Source organism: Burkholderia sp. Z1 (assembly GCF_014893795.1).
Classification (GTDB): Bacteria; Pseudomonadota; Gammaproteobacteria; order Burkholderiales; family Burkholderiaceae; genus Burkholderia; species Burkholderia theae.
Genome location: NZ_JACFYL010000001.1, coordinates 519,155 through 539,426, shown reverse-complemented (window position 1 = coordinate 539,426; position 20,272 = coordinate 519,155). Strand labels below are relative to the sequence as shown.

11 protein-coding genes, 2 tRNA genes and 3 rRNA genes are annotated in these 20,272 nt (G+C 61.6%); 1 reads left to right on the top strand and 15 read right to left on the bottom strand.

Annotated elements, in window-relative coordinates; all coding sequences use genetic code 11:
* Positions 1-16 precede the first annotated feature (16 nt).
* From mraY to coq7, 8 genes are all read right to left on the bottom strand, one after another.
* Positions 17-1,186 carry a phospho-N-acetylmuramoyl-pentapeptide-transferase gene (mraY, locus tag H3H55_RS02505; protein WP_006477019.1) on the bottom strand — a complete coding sequence of 390 codons (1,170 nt, stop codon included), beginning with the start codon at positions 1,184-1,186 and terminating at the stop codon, positions 17-19.
* Positions 1,187-1,202: 16 nt separating this feature from the next.
* Complete coding sequence (locus H3H55_RS02500) at positions 1,203-2,609, bottom strand: UDP-N-acetylmuramoyl-tripeptide--D-alanyl-D-alanine ligase (protein ID WP_193097574.1); 1,407 nt, start codon at positions 2,607-2,609, stop codon at positions 1,203-1,205.
* A complete protein-coding gene (locus tag H3H55_RS02495; RefSeq protein ID WP_193097573.1) occupies positions 2,606-4,144 on the bottom strand; it encodes a UDP-N-acetylmuramoyl-L-alanyl-D-glutamate--2,6-diaminopimelate ligase in 1,539 nt (512 codons plus the stop codon). The genes H3H55_RS02500 and H3H55_RS02495 overlap by 4 nt, the downstream gene beginning before the upstream one ends.
* Positions 4,141-5,988 carry a peptidoglycan D,D-transpeptidase FtsI family protein gene (locus tag H3H55_RS02490; RefSeq protein WP_129513633.1) on the bottom strand — a complete coding sequence of 616 codons (1,848 nt, stop codon included), beginning with the start codon at positions 5,986-5,988 and terminating at the stop codon, positions 4,141-4,143. The genes H3H55_RS02495 and H3H55_RS02490 overlap by 4 nt, the downstream gene beginning before the upstream one ends.
* The gene (gene ftsL, locus H3H55_RS02485) at positions 5,985-6,326 is read right to left on the bottom strand and encodes a cell division protein FtsL (protein WP_048251118.1); all 342 of its coding nucleotides are present in this window, start codon (positions 6,324-6,326) and stop codon (positions 5,985-5,987) included. The genes H3H55_RS02490 and ftsL overlap by 4 nt, the downstream gene beginning before the upstream one ends.
* Positions 6,323-7,264, bottom strand: coding sequence for a 16S rRNA (cytosine(1402)-N(4))-methyltransferase RsmH (rsmH, locus tag H3H55_RS02480; protein WP_193097572.1), 942 nt, complete (start codon positions 7,262-7,264; stop codon positions 6,323-6,325). The genes ftsL and rsmH overlap by 4 nt, the downstream gene beginning before the upstream one ends.
* 23 nt (positions 7,265-7,287) lie before the next feature.
* Positions 7,288-7,716 carry a division/cell wall cluster transcriptional repressor MraZ gene (gene mraZ / locus H3H55_RS02475; protein WP_006487094.1) on the bottom strand — a complete coding sequence of 143 codons (429 nt, stop codon included), beginning with the start codon at positions 7,714-7,716 and terminating at the stop codon, positions 7,288-7,290.
* Between the two features lie 386 nt (positions 7,717-8,102).
* On the bottom strand, positions 8,103-8,729 hold the full coding sequence (gene coq7, locus H3H55_RS02470) for a 2-polyprenyl-3-methyl-6-methoxy-1,4-benzoquinone monooxygenase (protein WP_129513631.1): 627 nt from the start codon (positions 8,727-8,729) through the stop codon (positions 8,103-8,105).
* 276 nt (positions 8,730-9,005) lie between these two features.
* Here coq7 and H3H55_RS02465 point away from each other — a divergent pair, with 276 nt between their 5' ends.
* Positions 9,006-10,157 (top strand): porin, encoded by a 1,152-nt coding sequence (locus tag H3H55_RS02465; RefSeq protein WP_129513630.1) that lies wholly within the window; start codon positions 9,006-9,008, stop codon positions 10,155-10,157.
* A 264-nt stretch (positions 10,158-10,421) separates the two neighbouring features.
* Here H3H55_RS02465 and H3H55_RS02460 read toward each other — a convergent pair whose 3' ends face one another.
* The 7 genes from H3H55_RS02460 to H3H55_RS02430 all read right to left on the bottom strand — a co-directional run bounded on the left by H3H55_RS02460 (position 10,422) and on the right by H3H55_RS02430 (position 19,950).
* Positions 10,422-12,095: a long-chain fatty acid--CoA ligase gene (locus H3H55_RS02460; protein WP_193097571.1), complete on the bottom strand. Its 1,674-nt coding sequence runs from the start codon at positions 12,093-12,095 to the stop codon at positions 10,422-10,424.
* A 136-nt stretch (positions 12,096-12,231) separates the two neighbouring features.
* On the bottom strand, positions 12,232-14,307 hold the full coding sequence (locus H3H55_RS02455; protein WP_193097570.1) for a molybdopterin-dependent oxidoreductase: 2,076 nt from the start codon (positions 14,305-14,307) through the stop codon (positions 12,232-12,234).
* Between the two features lie 376 nt (positions 14,308-14,683).
* Positions 14,684-14,796, bottom strand: a 5S ribosomal RNA gene (gene rrf, locus H3H55_RS02450).
* A gap of 182 nt (positions 14,797-14,978) precedes the next feature.
* Positions 14,979-17,860, bottom strand: a 23S ribosomal RNA gene (locus H3H55_RS02445).
* A gap of 300 nt (positions 17,861-18,160) precedes the next feature.
* Positions 18,161-18,236 (bottom strand) — tRNA-Ala (locus H3H55_RS02440).
* A gap of 41 nt (positions 18,237-18,277) precedes the next feature.
* Positions 18,278-18,354, bottom strand: a tRNA-Ile gene (locus H3H55_RS02435).
* 63 nt (positions 18,355-18,417) lie between these two features.
* A 16S ribosomal RNA gene (locus H3H55_RS02430) occupies positions 18,418-19,950 on the bottom strand.
* Together the 16S, 23S and 5S rRNA genes with 2 tRNA genes alongside form the textbook arrangement of a ribosomal RNA operon.
* Between the last annotated feature and the right edge of the window lie 322 nt (positions 19,951-20,272).

The following is a 20,272-nucleotide window of genomic DNA, read 5'->3' as shown; positions in this document are numbered from 1 at the left end:
CCTTGTTACCTTTCCTTTACCGCAGCTTGAGGGTGGTCAGACCGAACAGGCACAGCATCAGCGTGATGATCCAGAAACGCACCACCACCTGCGTTTCCTTCCAGCCGGACAATTCGAAATGGTGATGCAGCGGCGCCATCTTCAGCAGACGTCGCCCTTCGCCGTAGCGCTTTTTCGTGTACTTGAACCACGAAACCTGCAGCATCACCGACAGCGTCTCCGCGACGAAGATGCCGCCCATGATGAACAGCACGATTTCCTGGCGCACGATCACCGCGACCGTGCCGAGCGCGCCGCCGAGCGCCAGCGCGCCGACGTCGCCCATGAACACCTGCGCGGGGTGCGTGTTGTACCAGAGGAACGCGAGCCCTGCCCCGCCCATCGCGGAACAGAAGATCAGCAGTTCGCCCGCGCCCGGGATGTGCGGGAACAGCAGGTATTTTGAGTACACCGCGCTGCCCATCACGTACGCGAACACACCCAGCGACGCGCCGACCAGCACCACCGGCATGATCACGAGGCCGTCGAGGCCGTCGGTCAGGTTCACCGCGTTGCTCGCGCCGACGATCACGAAGTAAGTCAGCACGATGAAGCCCCATACGCCGAGCGGGTAGCTGATCGACTTCAGGAACGGCAGCATCAGGTCGGCACGTGCCGGCAGCCCCATCGACAGGCCGCTGCGCACCCACGCCATGAACAGGTCGAACACGCGCACGTTGTTCGCCTCGGACACGCTGAAGGCGAGGTAGACGGCCGCGAACAGCCCGATCACCGACTGCCAGAAATACTTCTCGCGCGACGACATCCCGCGCGGGTCCTTGTGGACGACCTTGCGGTAGTCGTCGACCCAGCCGATCACGCCGAAACCGAACGTGACGAGCATCACGATCCAGATGAAACGGTTCGTCAGGTCGCCCCACAGCAGCGTCGCAACCGCGATGCCGATCAGGATCAGCACGCCGCCCATCGTCGGCGTGCCCGACTTGACGAGGTGCGTCTGCGGACCGTCCTTGCGAACGGCCTGCCCGACCTTCATTTGCGTCAGCTTGCGGATCACCCACGGTCCGCACACGAGCCCGATCCCGAGCGCGGTGATGGTGGCCATCACCGCCCGGAACGTGAGGTACGTGAACAAGCGCAAAAAGCTTGCGTCACCTTGCAGCCATTGCGCCAGCGCCAGCAGCATGCTTCCTTCCTTCTACTCAGTGTGCAGCGGGCGCCGTGCCCGCCGCGGGTTGGTTCGTCAGCGCGTCGACCACGCGCTCCATCTTCATGTACCGCGAGCCCTTCACGAGCACCGTCGCCTGCGCGCCGTAGCCCGCCGCGAGCAGCGCCGCCACGAGCGAATCGACGTCGCCGAAATGGCGAGCCGCGTCGCCGTACGCGGTGCACGCATCGCGCGATGCGTCGCCGAGCGCGAACAGCGCGTCGATTCCGCGCTCGCGCGCATACGCGCCGATCTCGCGATGGAACGCCGGCCCTTCGTCGCCGACCTCGCCCATGTCGCCGAACACCAGCACGCGCGGCGCCGGTTGCGCGGCGAGCACGTCGATCGCGGCACGCATCGAATCGGGATTCGCGTTGTACGTATCGTCGACGACCGTCGCGCCCGCGAGACTGCCGGCACTCGCCTGCTTCACCTGCAGCCGGCCCTTGACCGGCTCGAACGATTCGAGGCCCTGCCTGATCGCCGACAGCGCAACGCCGGCGCCCAGCGCCGCGGCCGTCGCGGCCAGCGCGTTGCGCGCGTTGTGCTCGCCGAGCGCCCGCAGCCGCACCGTGACGGCGCCGGCCGGCGTGTCGATCGCGAGCTCACCGCCATGAAGACGGCCCGTGACCTGCGCGTCGTTCTGCCGTTCGGCATCGTGCAATGCGAAATCGAGGATCCGGTTGCCGGTCGCCGCGACGCGCCAGATACCCGCGTACGCATCGTCGGCCGGGAACACCGCGACGCCGTCCGGCGGCAGCGCGTGGATCACGGCCGCGTGTTCGAGCGCGACCGCTTCGACCGTCGCCATGAATTCCTGGTGCTCACGCTGCGCGTTGTTGACGAGCGCGACCGTCGGCGCCGTGAGACGCGCGAGGATTTCGGTCTCGCCCGGGTGATTCATGCCGAGTTCGATCACCGCGAGCCGATGCGCAGCCGACAGGCGCAGCAGCGTCAGCGGCAGGCCGACGTCGTTGTTCAGGTTGCCGGCCGTCGCGAGCCGCGCGTCGGCGCCGACCGCCGCCGCGAAGATCGACGCGATCATTTCCTTGACGGTCGTCTTGCCGTTGCTGCCCGTCACCGCGACGAGCGGCAGCGGGAATCGCTTGCGCCAGCCGTGTGCGAGCGCGCCGAGCGCGGCACGCGTTTCGCCGCCCTCGATCGCCGGCAGCGCGACGCCCGCCGGCAGGTGCGCGACGAGCGCCGCGGCAGCACCACGCGCGGCGACGTCGCCGAGGAAGTCGTGCGCATCGAAACGCTCGCCCTTCAGCGCGACGAACAGGTCGCCCGGGCCGACCGTGCGGCTGTCCGTCGACACGCGGTCGAACGTGACGCCCGCATCACCGTGGACGGTTGCGCCGGGAATCAGGCGAGCGGCTTCGCCGAGACTGAGCATCGTCATTCGCCGCCTCCCTTGCCGTGCGTCGCACGCGCCGCAAGCGCGAGCCGTGCGTGATCCTGGTCGGAGAACGTGCGCTTCTTGCCCATGATTTCCTGCGTTGCCTCGTGGCCCTTGCCGGCCAGCACGACGACATCCTCGCGTGCGGCGCCGCGCACGGCCTGCAGGATCGCGCTCGCGCGATCCTCGATCCGGCGTGCGCGATCCGGCGCGGTCATGCCGGCGACGATCTGGTCGATGATGCGCTGCGGATCTTCGCTGCGCGGGTTGTCGCTCGTGACGACGGTTTCGTCGGCGAGCCGTTCCGCGATCGCGCCCATCAGCGGCCGCTTCGTTGCATCGCGATCGCCGCCGCAGCCGAACATGCAGACGAGCCGGCCGCCGCGCGCCGCGGTGATCGGACGCAGCGCGTCGAGCGTCTTTTCGAGTGCGTCGGGCGTGTGCGCGTAGTCGATCACGACGAGCGGTTCGTCGTTCTGCAGCCGGCCGCCGAGCCGCTGCATCCGGCCGTTGACCGACTCGAGCCGCGCGATCTCGGCGATCGCCGCGTCGAACGGCACGTCGGCCGCGAGCAGCGAGCCGAGCACCGCGAGCAGGTTGCTGACGTTGAACGTGCCGAGCGTGCCGACTTCGACGTCGGCGTCGCCCCACGACGAACGCAGGCGGAATGCCGTGCCGGTCGCGGTGGCGCGCACGTCGAGCGCGACCAGTTCGCGATCGGCGTCGGGCGCCTGCGCGTCGCCGATCCCGTACGCGATGGTGCGCACGCGACCGGCCAGCTTCTCGAGCAGGCGCCGGCCAGCCGCGTCGTCACGGTTGACGACCGCGGTGCGCAGGCCGCGCCATGCGAACAGCTTCGCCTTCGCGGCCTCGTATGCGTCGAACGTGCCGTGATAGTCGAGGTGATCCTGCGTGAGGTTCGTAAACACCGCGATGTCGAATGCCGTCCCGTTCACGCGCCCCTGGTGCAGCGCGTGCGACGACACCTCCATCGCCACGGCCTTCGCACCCGCGTCGCGCAACTGCGCGAGACTGCGCTGCAGCTGCGGCGCGTCGGGGGTCGTGAAGCCCGTCGGCACGAGCTGGCCGGGCATCCCGCTGCCGAGCGTGCCGATCACCGCGCACGGCTGGTGCAGCGCCGTCAGCGCGGTGGCGATCCATTGCGTGCACGACGTCTTGCCGTTCGTGCCGGTTACGCCCACCGCGAGCAGGCTGTCGCTCGGATCGCCGTACCAGCCGCTGGCGATCTCGCCGGCGAGCTGGTCGAGCGCCGGCACCGCGAGCGCGACGGGCACGGCCGGCGCGGCGGCCAGCCCTTCCGGTTGATACAGCACGGCAACCGCGCCGCGTGCAACGGCGTCGGCGATGAACGCACGGTTATCCGCCCCGTCGACCGCATACGCGAGAAACACGTCGCCAGCCTTGAGGCTGCGCGTGTCGGCATGCAGTTGCGCTGCGGGGGTCACATGCTGACGCAGCCACGCAAGCGCGGCTGCGATCTGCTGATGCGCCGGATGGGAACTGCGGGCGGCGCTCATCGAACAACTCCTGGTGAATTACGCGTCGTGCTGGACACGATCATATGCTTCGCACCGCCACCTGCGGCCAGCTTTTGCGGCCCCGATGCGGCGGGTGCTGCCGGCGAATCGTCAGACACGACGAGCTGCTTGATCGGCATGTTCGGCGGTACGTTCAGCGCGCGCATCGTGTCGCCGGCGATCGCCGAGAATACGGGGCCCGACACCGCGCCACCGAAGTGGCTGCCGGCGGTCGGCTCGTCGACCGATACGGCGATGACGACGCGCGGATTCGGCATCGGCGCCATCCCGACGAACGACGCGCGATACTTGCGCGTGTAGCCATGGCCTTCATGCTTGTACGCGGTACCGCTCTTGCCGCCGACGCGATAGCCCGGCACGGCCGCATCCGGCGACGTGCCGCCCGGCGAGACCACCGTCTCGAGCATCGCGCGCACTTCGCGCGCGGTGGTCGGGTTGAACACCTGCGTGCCCGTCACCTGCTGATTGGGGTCGGTCTTGAAAATGGTCACGGGCATCAGTTCGCCGTCATGCGCGATCGCCGTGTACGCACGGGCGAGCTGGAACAGCGACACCGACAGGCCATAGCCGTACGACATCGTCGCCTGCTCGATGCGGCGCCAGCTCTTCCACGGCCGCAGGCGGCCGGCCACCGCGCCCGGGAAACCGACCTTCGGCGCCTGGCCGAGGCCGATGCTCGTATACATGTTCCACATTTCCTCGGGCCGCATCGTCATCGCGATCTTCGTCGCGCCGATGTTGCTCGATTTCTGGATCACGCCACCGACCGTCAGCGTGCCGAAGCCCGCGTCATCGGTGATCGGCGCGCCATCGAGCACGAAATGCCCGTTGCCCGTCTCGACGAGCGTGTTCGGCGTCACGCGATGCAAATCGAGCGCGAGCGACACCGTGAACGGCTTCATGATCGAACCCGGCTCGAACACGTCGGTCATGATCCGGTTGCGCAACTGCTCGCCCGTCATGCGCGAGCGGTCGTTCGGGTTGTACGTCGGGTAGTTGACGAGCGCGAGCACCTCGCCGGTACGCACGTCGACGACCATCGCCGCACCGGCCTTCGCCTTGAACTTGTCGACGGCGGCCTTCAGGTTCGCGTACGCGATGTACTGGATCTTGCTGTCGATCGACAGGTCGACGTCGGTTCCGTTGTGCGGCGGGATCTGCTCGGCGACGTCCTCGACGATGTGCCCCATCCGGTCCTTGATCACGCGACGCACGCCCGACGTGCCGGACAGCATCTTCTGGTCGCCGAGCTCGACGCCCTCCTGCCCTTCGTCCTCGACGTTCGTGAAGCCGATCAGGTGAGCGGTGATCTCGCCTTCCGGATAGAAGCGCTTGTATTCGTTGCGCTGGTAGACGCCCGGGATGTCGAGTGCGGCGACCTTGTCCGCGACGTCGATCGGCACCTGGCGCTTCACGTAGACGAAACCCTTGTCTTCCGACAACTTCACGCGCAGTTCCTTCGGCGTCATGCCGAGGAGCTTGCCGAGCTGGTTGACCTTGTCGGCATCGAGATCGTCCGGCACGGCGTCGGGAATCGCCCAGATCGCGCGCACGGGCAGGCTCGTCGCGAGCACGAGCCCGTTACGGTCGAGGATCTTGCCGCGCGTCGCGGGCAGCTCGATCGTGCGCTGGTAGCGGCTCTCGCCCTGCTTCTGGTAGAACGCGTTGCCGGGGCCCTGGATCCAGAACGCCCGCGCGGCCAGCGCGACGAACGCCATGAACAGCATGAACACGACGAACTTCGAGCGCCACATCGGCAGATGCACGCCCAGCACGGGGCTCGACGAGAATTTCACGTTCTGGCGCTTCGGGGACGGCTTCATTGCGCGCCTCCCTTGCCCTTGCCGGTCGTATCGGCCGAAGCCGGGATCGGCGCGTCGATCGCCTTCGCGGCGCCCGGCGCCAGCGTCAGGTATTGCGTACGGCCGGTCGTGATCGCCTGCATCTTCAGCGAATCGTTCGCGAGCTGCTCGATGCGTGATGTCTTGGACAGCGCGCTCTGCTGATATTGAAGCTGCGCGTAGTCCTGCTGGAGCTGATGCTCCTGCGACTGCGCGCGCTGCAACTGGATGAAGATCTGGCGCTGCTGGTTCGTCGAGTTGACGACCGACAGCGCGCAACCCATCACGATGATCAGCAGGAAGATATTGAAGCGGCTCATGGCGTGACGCGCTCCGCAATGCGCATCACGGCGGACCGGGCGCGCGGATTCGCGGCGACTTCCGCTTCACTCGGAAACTGGCGGCTGATGATCTTGAGCGGCGGGCTCGGGAGGTCGACGGCACGGATCGGCAGGCGACGATCGACCGCAGGCGCACTCGCGTGCGCCTGCATGAATCGCTTGACGATCCGGTCCTCGAGTGAATGAAAGCTGATGACCACCAGCCGCCCCCCTTGCTCCAGCAACGACAGTGCCGCGTCTAGTACGACTTGCAGGTCCGCAAGCTCTTGATTGACGTGAATCCGTATAGCCTGAAAGGTGCGGGTTGCCGGATCCTTGCCCTTCTCACGGGTTTTGACGACGTGACCCACGATTTGGGCAAGCTCGCCCGTGGTGTCGAGAGGCCCAAGACGGTCGGACTCTGCCCGGCGAGCAACAAGCGCCTTTGCAATCTGAAAAGCAAACCGTTCTTCCCCATAATCTCGTATCACCTCCGTCAATTCCTGCACCGAAACCCGCGCGAGCCATTCGGCCGCCGACTCGCCGCGCGTCGGATCCATTCGCATGTCCAGCGGACCATCGGCGCGGAAGCTGAAGCCGCGCGCCGGATCGTCCACCTGCGGCGAGGACACGCCCAGGTCAAGCAACACACCCGACACCTTCTCGACGCCGCGCGCCGCAAGCGCGTCGCGCATCGATGCAAAGCTGTCATGCACGATCGAGAAGCGCGCATCCTCGATGCCCTGCGCCGTCTCGATCGCTCTCGGATCCTTGTCGAACGCGATCACCCGCCCGTCCGCCGCCAGCCGCGCGAGCACCGCGCGGCTATGGCCGCCGCGCCCGAACGTACCGTCGACATAAATGCCGTCCGGGCGCGTCACGAGCGACTCGACCGCCTCGTCCAACAGCACTGTCCGATGCTGCAATTCGTTTCCCATCGCGGGCGTCTCCGTCACCGCAATCAGAACGTGAAATTCTTCAGCGCGTCGGGCATGCCCTGCGCCATCGCTGCCTGCTCCTTCGCGTTGTAGGTCTGCGAATCCCACAGCTCGAAGTGACTACCCATTCCCAACAACATGACTTCCTTTTCCAGTCCGGCTGCCATACGCAGCTCGGGCGATACAAGAATCCGGCCCGCGCTGTCGAGATCGACGTCCATCGCATTGCCGAGAAAAATCCGCCGCCACCAGTGCGCGTCCATCGGCAACGCGGCGATCTTGGCGCGGAACACTTCCCATTCCGGGCGCGGAAACAGCAACAGGCAGCCGTCCGGGTGCTTGGTCACAGTCACCCGTCCTTCTGCCTGTCCTTGCAGCGCTTCGCGATAGCGAGCCGGCACCGACATCCGCCCTTTCGCATCGAGCGTCAGCGCCGACGCCCCTTGGAACACTTTCCGCTCTCCCGTTCAGGGCACCGAAGCACCCGCTCAATGCTGAGAATTTAGCCGGAACAGCCTGCTAAATCACACAAAAATACACTTTCTCACACTGTCTCCCACTTTAGAGGAAGGGTGTGGCACGGTCAAGGGAGCGGCCCGCTTTTTTGACGAATTTTGTTAGTTAGAACAAGGACTTACGCGCACATGCTCATGCGGCCCCTCATTCCAAAAACCGTTATAAATGAATGAGCTAGTGCAACTTGTGAAGGTGATACGTGAGAAAGATGGGCCAGACACGCGTGAGGACGGGGCTTTCGGGGGCGGGAAAACGAGGAGTCAGCGGGCAGTATCGGGGGCGGTGAACCGGGGCGACGTCGCGCGTCGCCCCGGTGAGAATCTCAGAGATAGTACGCAGTGCTCGTCATGACTTTCGACGCGGCGCGCATCAGCATCCGCGCGGGCAGCGGCAGTTCGATCCCGCCGGCGTCGGTCGCGGCCTTGCCGTGCTTCACTTCGTCGATGCGCATCTGGTCGACGATCGCACGCGACGCGGTGTCGGTCTCCGGGAGCTCGGACATGTGGCCTTCGAGATGACTCTCGACCTGCCGCTCCGTCTCGGCCATGAAGCCGAGGCTGACCTTGTCGCCGAGCGTGCCGGCCGCCACGCCGATCGCGAGCGCGCCGGCGTACCACAGCGGGTTCAGCAGGCTCGGGCGCGAGTCGAGCTCCTTCAGGCGGTGCGCGGTCCACGCGAGGTGGTCCTCCTCCTCGCGCGCGGCCTCCTCGAACATCGCCTTCGCCGACGACGTGCGCGCGGTGAGTTTCTGCGCCTGGTAGAGCGCCTGCGCGCAGACCTCGCCGACGTGGTTCACGCGCATCAGCCCGGCGGCATGCGAGCGCTCCGCGGGCGTCAGTTCGACGGCCGGCGCCTCGGCCGGCACGGGCACCGGGCGGCTCATCCGGCTAATGCCGGTCAGCGATCGCAGGCCGCGATCGAATTCGCTGATCAGTTCATCCAACACCATCCTGTTCTCCTGGCTGCGTGTGCTGCCGCGAGCGGCAAGGGCACGAGTCCGCTGCGTAACCGACTTGATTATTCAGCGGAAATTGCGGTTAACCCGTGATTTTAACCATTGTTGCATAAAGGAAACATGGCGGCCTTGCGCTACGCCATTTCGCTTTGTGGCAAAAAACGGTTTTGCTACATTACGTGCGACTTCTTGCGAAGTTGATGGGGCCCGTCAACAGAACATAACTATCCGCCCCGCCAAAAAAATTCAGTGATTCTTGGAGATCCGTTAATGAAAAAGTCGCTTCTCGCGCTCGTCGCGCTGGGCGCGTTCGCTGGCGCTGCCCATGCGCAAAGCAGCGTGACGCTTTACGGCATCATCGATGAAGGCCTGCTCTTCAACAACAACGCAGGCGGCAAGCATCTGTACAGCATGGCCAGCGGCGTGATGCAAGGCAGCCGCTTCGGCATGCGCGGCACCGAAGATCTCGGTGGCGGCCTGAAGGCGATCTTCACCCTCGAAAACGGTTTCGACGTGAACAGCGGCAAGCTCGGCCAGGGCGGCCTGATGTTCGGCCGTCAGGCTTACGTCGGCCTTTCGAGCCAGTACGGTACGGTCACGCTGGGTCGTCAATACGACTCCGTCGTCGACTTCGTCGGCCCGCTCGAGGCAGGCGACCAGTGGGGCGGCTACATCGCCGCTCACCCGGGCGACCTCGACAACTTCAACAACGCGTACCGCGTGAACAACGCAGTCAAGTTCACGAGCCAGACCTACGGCGGCTTCTCGTTCGGCGGCCTGTACAGCTTCGGCGGTCAAGCCGGCCAGTTCTCGAAGAACCAGGTCTGGTCGCTCGGCGCAGGCTACAACAACGGCCCGCTGGTCTTGGGCGTCGGCTACTTGAACGCACGCACGCCGAACCAGTTCGGCGGCATGTTCAACAACGGTTCCGCGTCTTCGTCGGTCTCGTCGCCGGTCTACGGCACGTACGCGAACAATGCGAACACGTATCAGGTCATCGGTGCGGGCGGCGCATACACGTTCGGCGCAGCGACGATCGGCGCGACGTACTCGAACACGAAGTTCAAGGGCTTCTCGGCCGGTCCGTTCGTGAACCAAAGCGCGACGTTCAACAACGGCGAACTCAACTTCAAGTATCAGTTGACCCCGGCGTTGATTCTCGGTGCTGCGTACGACTACACGCAAGGCAGCAAGATCAACGGCAGCTCGGCAGCCAAGTACCACCAGGGCTCGCTGGGCGTCGACTACTTCCTGTCGAAGCGCACCGACGTCTACGCGATCGGCGTGTACCAGCACGCATCGGGCAGCGTGCTCGACGCGAACGGCGACGTCATCAAGGCCACTGCATCGATCAACGGTCTCGCTGGGTCGAGCACCAGCAACCAGGTCGCAGCACGCGTCGGCATCCGTCACAAGTTCTAATCAGCTTGCCTGACAAGCCGCAGTACATTGAAGGCGCCTTCGGGCGCCTTTTTCTTTTCCGGCGCGGCAGCAGGGCCCCGGTGTGCGGCGGATCGGCCAGTCGCGTTGCACGCGTCGCGATGCTCCGCGCCCGGCCGTTGCGTCGAAACGCGCGGCCGGCCGCCTTCCCCCTCGGGAACCCTCCGCTTCCGATCGGTGCTGCAAACAAAAAAGCCCGGCACGAGCCGGGCTTTTTTTCGTTCGACCGCGCGTTCCTACGCGCCGTTACGCGCGTCCGTCGCGCAGCTCGCGCCGCAGGATCTTGCCGACGTTCGTTTTCGGCAGCTCCGTGCGGAATTCGACCAGCTTCGGGCGCTTGTACCCGGTGAGCCGCTCCTTGCAGTACGCCAGGATGTCCTTGTCGGTGAGCGCCGGGTCCTTCTTCACGATGAACAGCTTCACGGCTTCGCCGGAATGCTCGTCCGGCACGCCGACCGCCGCCACCTCGAACACGCCCGGATGCGACGCCACGACGTCCTCGACTTCGTTCGGATACACGTTGAAGCCGGATACGAGAATCATGTCCTTCTTCCGGTCGACGATCTTCACGTAACCGCGGGCATCCATCACGCCGACGTCACCCGTCTTGAAGAAACCATCCGGGAACATGACCTTCGCGGTCTCGTCCGGCCGGTTCCAGTAGCCGGCCATCACCTGCGGCCCGCGGATGCAGATCTCGCCGGGCTCGCCGAGCGCAACGTCGTTGCCGGCGTCGTCGCGGATCGCAACTTCCGTCGACGGCAGCGGCAAGCCGATCGTCCCGCTGTATTCGGTCGCCGTCACCGGGTTGCACGTCGCCACCGGCGACGTCTCGGACAGCCCGTAGCCTTCGATGATGGCGGTATGGGTCTTTTCATACCAGCGCTTCGCAACACCCTCCTGGATTGCCATGCCGCCGCCGTTGGCGATCACGAGCTTCGACAGGTCGAGCTGGTTGAATTCGGGATGGTTCAGCAGCGCGTTGTACAGCGTATTGACCGCCGGAATCGTCGAGATCTGGTAACCCTTCAGTTCCTTGATCATGCCGGCGATGTCGCGCGGATTCGGGATCAGGATGCCCATCCCGCCCGTGCGCATCGTCAGGAAGCCGCAGACGGTCAGCGCGAACACGTGATACAGCGGCAACGCGACAACCGTCACGAACTGTTTCACCTCCGGGTACTTCTCATGCGCCGGATGATGCCAGGCGCCGGCCTGCAGCACGTTCGACACGATGTTCCGGTGCAGCAGCGTCGCGCCCTTCGCCACGCCGGTCGTACCGCCCGTATATTGCAGGAACGCGGCGTCGTCGGGGCCGATCTTCAGCGGCTTAAACGCCTGCCGCGCGCCTTCCGACAGCGCGGCCTTGAAGCGCGTGAACGACGGAAGCTGCCACGCGGGCACCATCTTCTTCACGTTGCGCACGACGTAATTGACGAGCCATCCCTTGATGCCCAGCAGGTCGCCCATCGATGCGACGACGACATGCTTGACCGCCGTATTGGCGATGACGGCCTGCAGCGTCGACGCGAAATTCTCGAGGATGACGATCGCCTCCGCACCGCTGTCCTTCAGCTGATGCTCGAGCTCGCGCGGCGTGTAGAGCGGATTGACGTTGACGACGGTGTAGCCTGCGCGCAGTACCGCGGCAATCGCCACGGGGTACTGCAGCACGTTCGGCATCATGATCGCGACGCGCGCGCCGCGCGCGAGGCCACGGGATTGCAGCCACGCACCGAACTGGCGTGACAGCGTGTCGAGTTCGCCGTAGGTGATGCCCTTGCCCATGCAGACGAACGCCGTGCGGTCGCGATACTGCCGGAAGCTTTCGTCGAGCAGGTCAGGAACAGAGGGATAAGGAGACGCGTCGATTTCGGCTGGAACGCCGGGTGGGTACGATTTCAGCCAAATTTTTTCCATACCGCGCGTCTCCTCACAGATTTTCGAATGGTCGTGCTAAAACGCATCGTAACGGCTCGCCCGTCCCGATACAACAGGGTTAGATGTCCACTTCGAACTTCCGCCGAAATTCGTCTGATCATACGGGGGTATTCGATCAAATCCGCTCAACTTCGACAAGGCAATCGTAAAACGTCGCCGAATTGCCGAGATCGGTCAGCGCCTGGCTCGTCACCTCGTTTGCATTCCTGCCGTCCGGCGACAGCTTCTTCCACCAGATCGACAGCCCGACAACGAGCCCCGCGCGTGCGCGATCGGTAATTCTCGCGAGCGCCTGCATCGATCCGCGGTCGTTGAAGATGCGGACGACGTCGCCCTCCTCAATGCCGCGCGCTTCGGCGTCGGACGGGTGGATGTCGAGATGCGGCTCGCCTTCCGTCGTACGCAGGCTGTCGACGTTCACGAACGTGCTGTTCAGGAAGTGGCGGGCCGGCGGCGAAATCATCGCGAGCGGATAGCGTGCGGCAAGCTCGGGTGCGGCCTCGGCCGATTCGAACGGCGGCAGGTAGTCGGGAACGGGGTCCATGCCCATCTGCTCGAGCCGTGCGCTGTAGAACTCGCACTTGCCGGACGGCGTGCGGAAACCGCCATTCGCGAACGGCGCTTCCGGCAGCTTGAGCTTCAGCCAGCCGTCCCGCTTCAGCGTATCCCAGTCGCTGTCGAGCGCCGGATCGTCCCACCGGAGCGCCGCGCGCGCGACCTCTTCGTCGCTGTGATAGAGCGCGGGCTCGTCGAGCCCCATGCTACGCGCGATGCCGCGGAAGATCTCCGTATTCGGCCGTGCGTCTCCCACCGGCGGAATCGACGGCAGGTTCGCCATCACGTAGGTATGGCCGTACGATTTGTGGACGTCCAGATGCTCGAGCTGTGTGGTAGCCGGCAATACAATGTCGGCGAAATCGACGGTATCTGTCTTGAAATGCTCGAGAACGACCGTGAACAGATCGTCGCGCGCGAACCCCGCCGCGACCTTCGAAGAATCCGGCGCGACGGCCACCGGGTTCGAGTTGTACACGATCACTGCCTCGACCTTCGGCCCGAACGTCGCGTCGCCCTCGTGCAACAGCGCGTCACCGATCGCGTTCATGTTGATGATGCGCGGCAGCTCGTGCGGCCAACCCGGCATCAGATCCGGGCGCAGCAGCGCCGACTGGTTCACCGGCGCAGATTCCGACGACGAGAGCAACAGCCCGCCGGCCCGATCCCGCCACGCCCCCGTCAGCGCCGGCAGGCTTGCAATCGCGCGAACCGCATTGCCGCCGCCTCGTACGCGCTGCATGCCGTAATTGAGACGAATCGATGCCTTGCGGGTCGCGCCGTATCGACGCGCAAGGTCGACCAGCTCCGACGCGTCGATGCCGCAGATCTGCGCAACGCGCTCCGGCGGATAGGACATCGCCCGCTCCTTGAGCGCGTCGAAGCCGAGCGTATGGCTGGCAATGTAGTCGTGATCGAGCAGACCTTCAGTCATCAGCACGTGCATCATGCCGAGCGCAAACGCGCCGTCGGTACCTGGCTTCAATGCGATGTGCTGGTGGCATTTCTCGGCTGTCAGCGAGCGGTACGGGTCGATCGCGACGAGACGTGCGCCGCGGCGCTTTGCTTCCTGCGCACGCGTCCAGAAGTGCAGGCTCGATGCGATCGGGTTCGCGCCCCATATCAGAATCAGCTCGCTTTCCTCGAAATGCTCGAGGTGCATGCCAAGACTCCCGCCGTATGTGTAACGAAGCCCCGCCGCGCCGGCGGCCGCGCAAATCGTGCGCTCGAGCCGTGATGCGCCGAGCTTGTGGAAGAAACGCTGGGCGATGCCCTCGCCCTGCACGAGCCCCATCGTCCCCGCATAGCTGTACGGCACGATCGCTTCCGGTGCACGCGCCGCGATTTCCCCGAGGCGACGGCCGATCTCGTCGAACGCTTCGCTCCAGCTGATCGGTACGAAGCGCCCTTCTCCCTTCGCGCCGACGCGCTTCAACGGGACCGTGAGGCGATCGGGATGATGAACACGATCGGCGTATCGGCTGACTTTCGTGCACAGCACGCCTTGCGTCGGCGGATGGTCGGGGTCGCCCGTCACCTTGATCGCCTTGCCGTTCTCGACGGTCACGCGCATTGCGCACGTGTCCGGACAATCGTGCGGGCAAACGGCCCGAGCTACCTGTGTGGCGGCGTTCATCGTTTTGAATGCGGGGATGGGGATTTGCAAATTTTACGTGGACGCGCCGAATAAAGCGTTCATTTCGTACGGATCTTGGGCTATTCGACCGTGAAGAGCGTTGGGAGGAGCGGGGAGTTTCAGTTGCGACGCATGTCTTCGCGGGGAGCGAACTGCACTGCCAACGCTGTGTTCGGAGTGCAGCTTTGATCGAAGATGGGATCAATATGCCAGTAAATCACGAAACATATCGATCATTGAGAGAATTCGGTGACGCAATAGGTTGCGCTGAGAGAGAGTGGCTTGGGCGGCGAGGACCTCGCCCACCCCGCGTACATTTCCTTCGCCGAAATGCAAAAACCCCCGCCTTTTCGGGCGGGGGTTTCTGGCTTAGGGAGCCTGACGATTACCTACTTTCACACGGGAATCCGCACTATCATCGGCGTAGAGTCGTTTCACGGTCCTGTTCGGGATGGGAAGGGGTGGGACCGACTCGCTATGGTCATCAGGCAAAGAGGGTTGTCGCGTTGCTTCGCAGCGCGACCAATCTTGGAAGAAGCAGTAATTTTGGGTTGTGAGCTGTATCTCACACGTACGCGGTTACTCAACCGTCGTACGCCGAGTGCCTTGCACTCGGCGTTCGACATCCGTAAGCGCTGAAGCGCTAACGGCTGTCGAAACAGACTTGTTATAGGATCAAGCCTTACGGGCAATTAGTATCAGTTAGCTGAACGCATTACTGCGCTTACACACCTGACCTATCAACGTCCTGGTCTCGAACGACCCTTCAAGGGGATCTAGTCCCCAGGGATATCTCATCTTAAGGCGAGTTTCCCGCTTAGATGCTTTCAGCGGTTATCTCTTCCGAACATAGCTACCCGGCGATGCCACTGGCGTGACAACCGGTACACCAGAGGTTCGTCCACTCCGGTCCTCTCGTACTAGGAGCAGCCCCCTTCAAATATCCAACGCCCACGGCAGATAGGGACCAAACTGTCTCACGACGTTTTAAACCCAGCTCACGTACCTCTTTAAATGGCGAACAGCCATACCCTTGGGACCGGCTACAGCCCCAGGATGAGATGAGCCGACATCGAGGTGCCAAACACCGCCGTCGATATGAACTCTTGGGCGGTATCAGCCTGTTATCCCCAGAGTACCTTTTATCCGTTGAGCGATGGCCCTTCCATACAGAACCACCGGATCACTATGACCTGCTTTCGCACCTGCTCGACTTGTCGGTCTCGCAGTTAAGCACGCTTATGCCATTGCACTATCAGCACGATTTCCGACCGTACCTAGCGTACCTTCGTACTCCTCCGTTACGCTTTGGGAGGAGACCGCCCCAGTCAAACTGCCTACCATGCACTGTCCCCGACCCGGATCACGGGCCAAGGTTAGAACCTCAAACAAACCAGGGTGGTATTTCAAGGACGGCTCCACCGAAACTAGCGTTCCGGTTTCATAGCCTCCCACCTATCCTACACAGATCGGTTCAAAGTCCAATGCAAAGCTACAGTAAAGGTTCATGGGGTCTTTCCGTCTAGCCGCGGGTAGATTGCATCATCACAAACACTTCAACTTCGCTGAGTCTCGGGAGGAGACAGTGTGGCCATCGTTACGCCATTCGTGCAGGTCGGAACTTACCCGACAAGGAATTTCGCTACCTTAGGACCGTTATAGTTACGGCCGCCGTTTACCGGGACTTCAATCAAGAGCTTGCACCCCATCATTTAATCTTCCGGCACCGGGCAGGCGTCACACCCTATACGTCCACTTTCGTGTTTGCAGAGTGCTGTGTTTTTATTAAACAGTCGCAGCCACCAGTTTATTGCAACCCCTTCACCCTTTGCCCGCAGGGGCATCAAGCTACAAGGGCGTACCTTATCCCGAAGTTACGGTACCAATTTGCCGAGTTCCTTCTCCCGAGTTCTCTCAAGCGCCTTAGAATACTCATCTCGCCCACCTGTGTCGGTTTGCGGTACGGTCATCGTTAGACTGAAGCTTAGAGGCTTTTCTTGGAACCACTTCCAATTGCTTCGCTCCCTAAGGAGCTCGCGCCACACCCTTGAATTCCGCGCCCGGATTTGCCTAAGCGCCTTCTCCAATGCAGCGACCGGGACTTCCAACACCCGGACAACCTTCCGCGATCCGTCCCCCCATCGCATCTAACAATGGTGCAGGAATATTGACCTGCTTCCCATCAGCTACGCATTTCTGCCTCGCCTTAGGGGCCGACTCACCCTACGCCGATGAACGTTGCGTAGGAAACCTTGGGCTTACGGCGAGGGGGCCTTTCACCCCCTTTATCGCTACTCATGTCAGCATTCGCACTTCTGATACCTCCAGCATCCCTTCCGAGACACCTTCGCAGGCTTACAGAACGCTCTCCTACCATGCGTGCAAAGCACGCATCCGCAGCTTCGGTATATAGCTTAGCCCCGTTACATCTTCCGCGCAGGACGACTCGATCAGTGAGCTATTACGCTTTCTTTAAAGGGTGGCTGCTTCTAAGCCAACCTCCTGACTGTTTTAGCCTTCCCACTTCGTTTCCCACTTAGCTATATTTGGGGACCTTAGCTGGCGGTCTGGGTTGTTTCCCTCTTGACACCGGACGTTAGCACCCGATGTCTGTCTCCCGTGATTGCACTCTTCGGTATTCGGAGTTTGCTATGGCGGGGTAATCTGCAATAGACCCCCCAACCATGACAGTGCTCTACCCCCGAAGGTGAGACACGAGGCACTACCTAAATAGTTTTCGGAGAGAACCAGCTATTTCCAAGTTTGTTTAGCCTTTCACCCCTATCCACAGCTCATCCCCTAACTTTTCAACGTTAGTGGGTTCGGACCTCCAGTACGTGTTACCGCACCTTCATCCTGGCCATGGATAGATCACTTGGTTTCGGGTCTACGCCCAGCAACTGAACGCCCTATTCGGACTCGCTTTCGCTACGCCTGCCCTATACGGTTAAGCTTGCTACTGAACGTAAGTCGCTGACCCATTATACAAAAGGTACGCCGTCACCCCTTACGAGGCTCCGACTGTTTGTATGCATGCGGTTTCAGGATCTATTTCACTCCCCTCCCGGGGTTCTTTTCGCCTTTCCCTCACGGTACTGGTTCACTATCGGTCGATCACGAGTATTTAGCCTTGGAGGATGGTCCCCCCATCTTCAGACAGGATTTCACGTGTCCCGCCCTACTTGTCGTACACTTAGTTCTTTCATACTGTTTTCGCCTACGGGGCTATCACCCGCTATGGCCGCACTTTCCAGAGCGTTCGGCTAACAATACAAATAAAGAGTACAAGGCTCATCCCATTTCGCTCGCCACTACTTTGGGAATCTCGGTTGATTTCTTTTCCTGCGGTTACTTAGATGTTTCAGTTCACCGCGTTCGCTTCGCATGGCCTATGTATTCAGCCATGGATACTCCAAAAGGAGTGGGTTTCCCCATTCGGACATCTACGGATCAAAGCTTGTTTGCCAGCTCCCCGTAGCTTTTCGCAGGCTACCGCGTCCTTCATCGCCTGTGATCGCCAAGGCATCCACCACATGCACTTGTTCGCTTGACCCTATAACGAGTCTGTCTCTCCGACAGTCGTTACAGGTTGAGTTTTCGCGTTGTGCCGTATTCCAATTGAGTCAAACATAGAGTTCGAATCATCTTGAGATACATCGATACAATCACAACCCGGATAGTTTTCACGTCCATCTCAAGACGCTTCCGCTATCCAAATTACTTACTTCTTCCAGATTGTTAAAGAACGACAGCCGATACGTACTACGTATCACTCTGACTGGCTCAATCGCCAATGGCAAATGCTCGTCTCACACGTCACTTACGTGTGATCCAAACGCTTCCCGTTGAAGATTGGTGGAGGCAGACGGGATCGAACCGACGACCCCCTGCTTGCAAAGCAGGTGCTCTCCCAGCTGAGCTATGCCCCCATGAGTACAGATTCCTCAGGTACTACCGCCAGACAAGACATTGGTGGGTCTGGTTGGATTCGAACCAACGACCCCCGCCTTATCAAGACGGTGCTCTAACCGACTGAGCTACAGACCCCTGAGTCTGTCTTTAATTTACAGCCGATAAGCGTGAGCGCTCAACTTTGCGAGATAGCTCTAGAAAGGAGGTGATCCAGCCGCACCTTCCGATACGGCTACCTTGTTACGACTTCACCCCAGTCATGAATCCTACCGTGGTGACCGTCCTCCTTGCGGTTAGACTAGCCACTTCTGGTAAAACCCACTCCCATGGTGTGACGGGCGGTGTGTACAAGACCCGGGAACGTATTCACCGCGGCATGCTGATCCGCGATTACTAGCGATTCCAGCTTCATGCACTCGAGTTGCAGAGTGCAATCCGGACTACGATCGGTTTTCTGGGATTAGCTCCCCCTCGCGGGTTGGCAACCCTCTGTTCCGACCATTGTATGACGTGTGAAGCCCTACCCATAAGGGCCATGAGGACTTGACGTCATCCCCACCTTCCTCCGGTTTGTCACCGGCAGTCTCCTTAGAGTGCTCTTGCGTAGCAACTAAGGACAAGGGTTGCGCTCGTTGCGGGACTTAACCCAACATCTCACGACACGAGCTGACGACAGCCATGCAGCACCTGTGTATCGGTTCTCTTTCGAGCACTCCCACCTCTCAGCGGGATTCCGACCATGTCAAGGGTAGGTAAGGTTTTTCGCGTTGCATCGAATTAATCCACATCATCCACCGCTTGTGCGGGTCCCCGTCAATTCCTTTGAGTTTTAATCTTGCGACCGTACTCCCCAGGCGGTCAACTTCACGCGTTAGCTACGTTACTAAGGAAATGAATCCCCAACAACTAGTTGACATCGTTTAGGGCGTGGACTACCAGGGTATCTAATCCTGTTTGCTCCCCACGCTTTCGTGCATGAGCGTCAGTATTGGCCCAGGGGGCTGCCTTCGCCATCGGTATTCCTCCACATCTCTACGCATTTCACTGCTACACGTGGAATTCTACCCCCCTCTGCCATACTCTAGCCTGCCAGTCACCAATGCAGTTCCCAGGTTGAGCCCGGGGATTTCACATCGGTCTTAGCAAACCGCCTGCGCACGCTTTACGCCCAGTAATTCCGATTAACGCTCGCACCCTACGTATTACCGCGGCTGCTGGCACGTAGTTAGCCGGTGCTTATTCTTCCGGTACCGTCATCCCCCGACTGTATTAGAGCCAAGGATTTCTTTCCGGACAAAAGTGCTTTACAACCCGAAGGCCTTCTTCACACACGCGGCATTGCTGGATCAGGCTTTCGCCCATTGTCCAAAATTCCCCACTGCTGCCTCCCGTAGGAGTCTGGGCCGTGTCTCAGTCCCAGTGTGGCTGGTCGTCCTCTCAGACCAGCTACTGATCGTCGCCTTGGTAGGCCTTTACCCCACCAACTAGCTAATCAGCCATCGGCCAACCCTATAGCGCGAGGCCCGAAGGTCCCCCGCTTTCATCCGTAGATCGTATGCGGTATTAATCCGGCTTTCGCCGGGCTATCCCCCACTACAGGACATGTTCCGATGTATTACTCACCCGTTCGCCACTCGCCACCAGGTGCAAGCACCCGTGCTGCCGTTCGACTTGCATGTGTAAGGCATGCCGCCAGCGTTCAATCTGAGCCAGGATCAAACTCTTCAGTTTAAACCTGTTACTGTTTTCGGTTCAGTTAAGAACCGGTCGCTCACTCAAAGCTGACAGGAATATGAATTGCTTCATAAACCTGACTTACTTTAGTGTGAGACTCTTGATACTTTTGCCATCTGATCCGAGGATCAGCTCGCTTCCATCAAGCGCCCACACTTATCGGCTGTTAATTTTTAAAGAGCAATCTGCGAGGAACTTCGTGTTTCTCAGCAGCGCTGCGTTTTCAGCAGCAGAGAAGCGAGATTATGAACCGTGTTTCGCAGCTCGTCAACAACTTTTTAACTGCTTCGTTGCGACTGCGGGGTTCAACTCCGTGCAC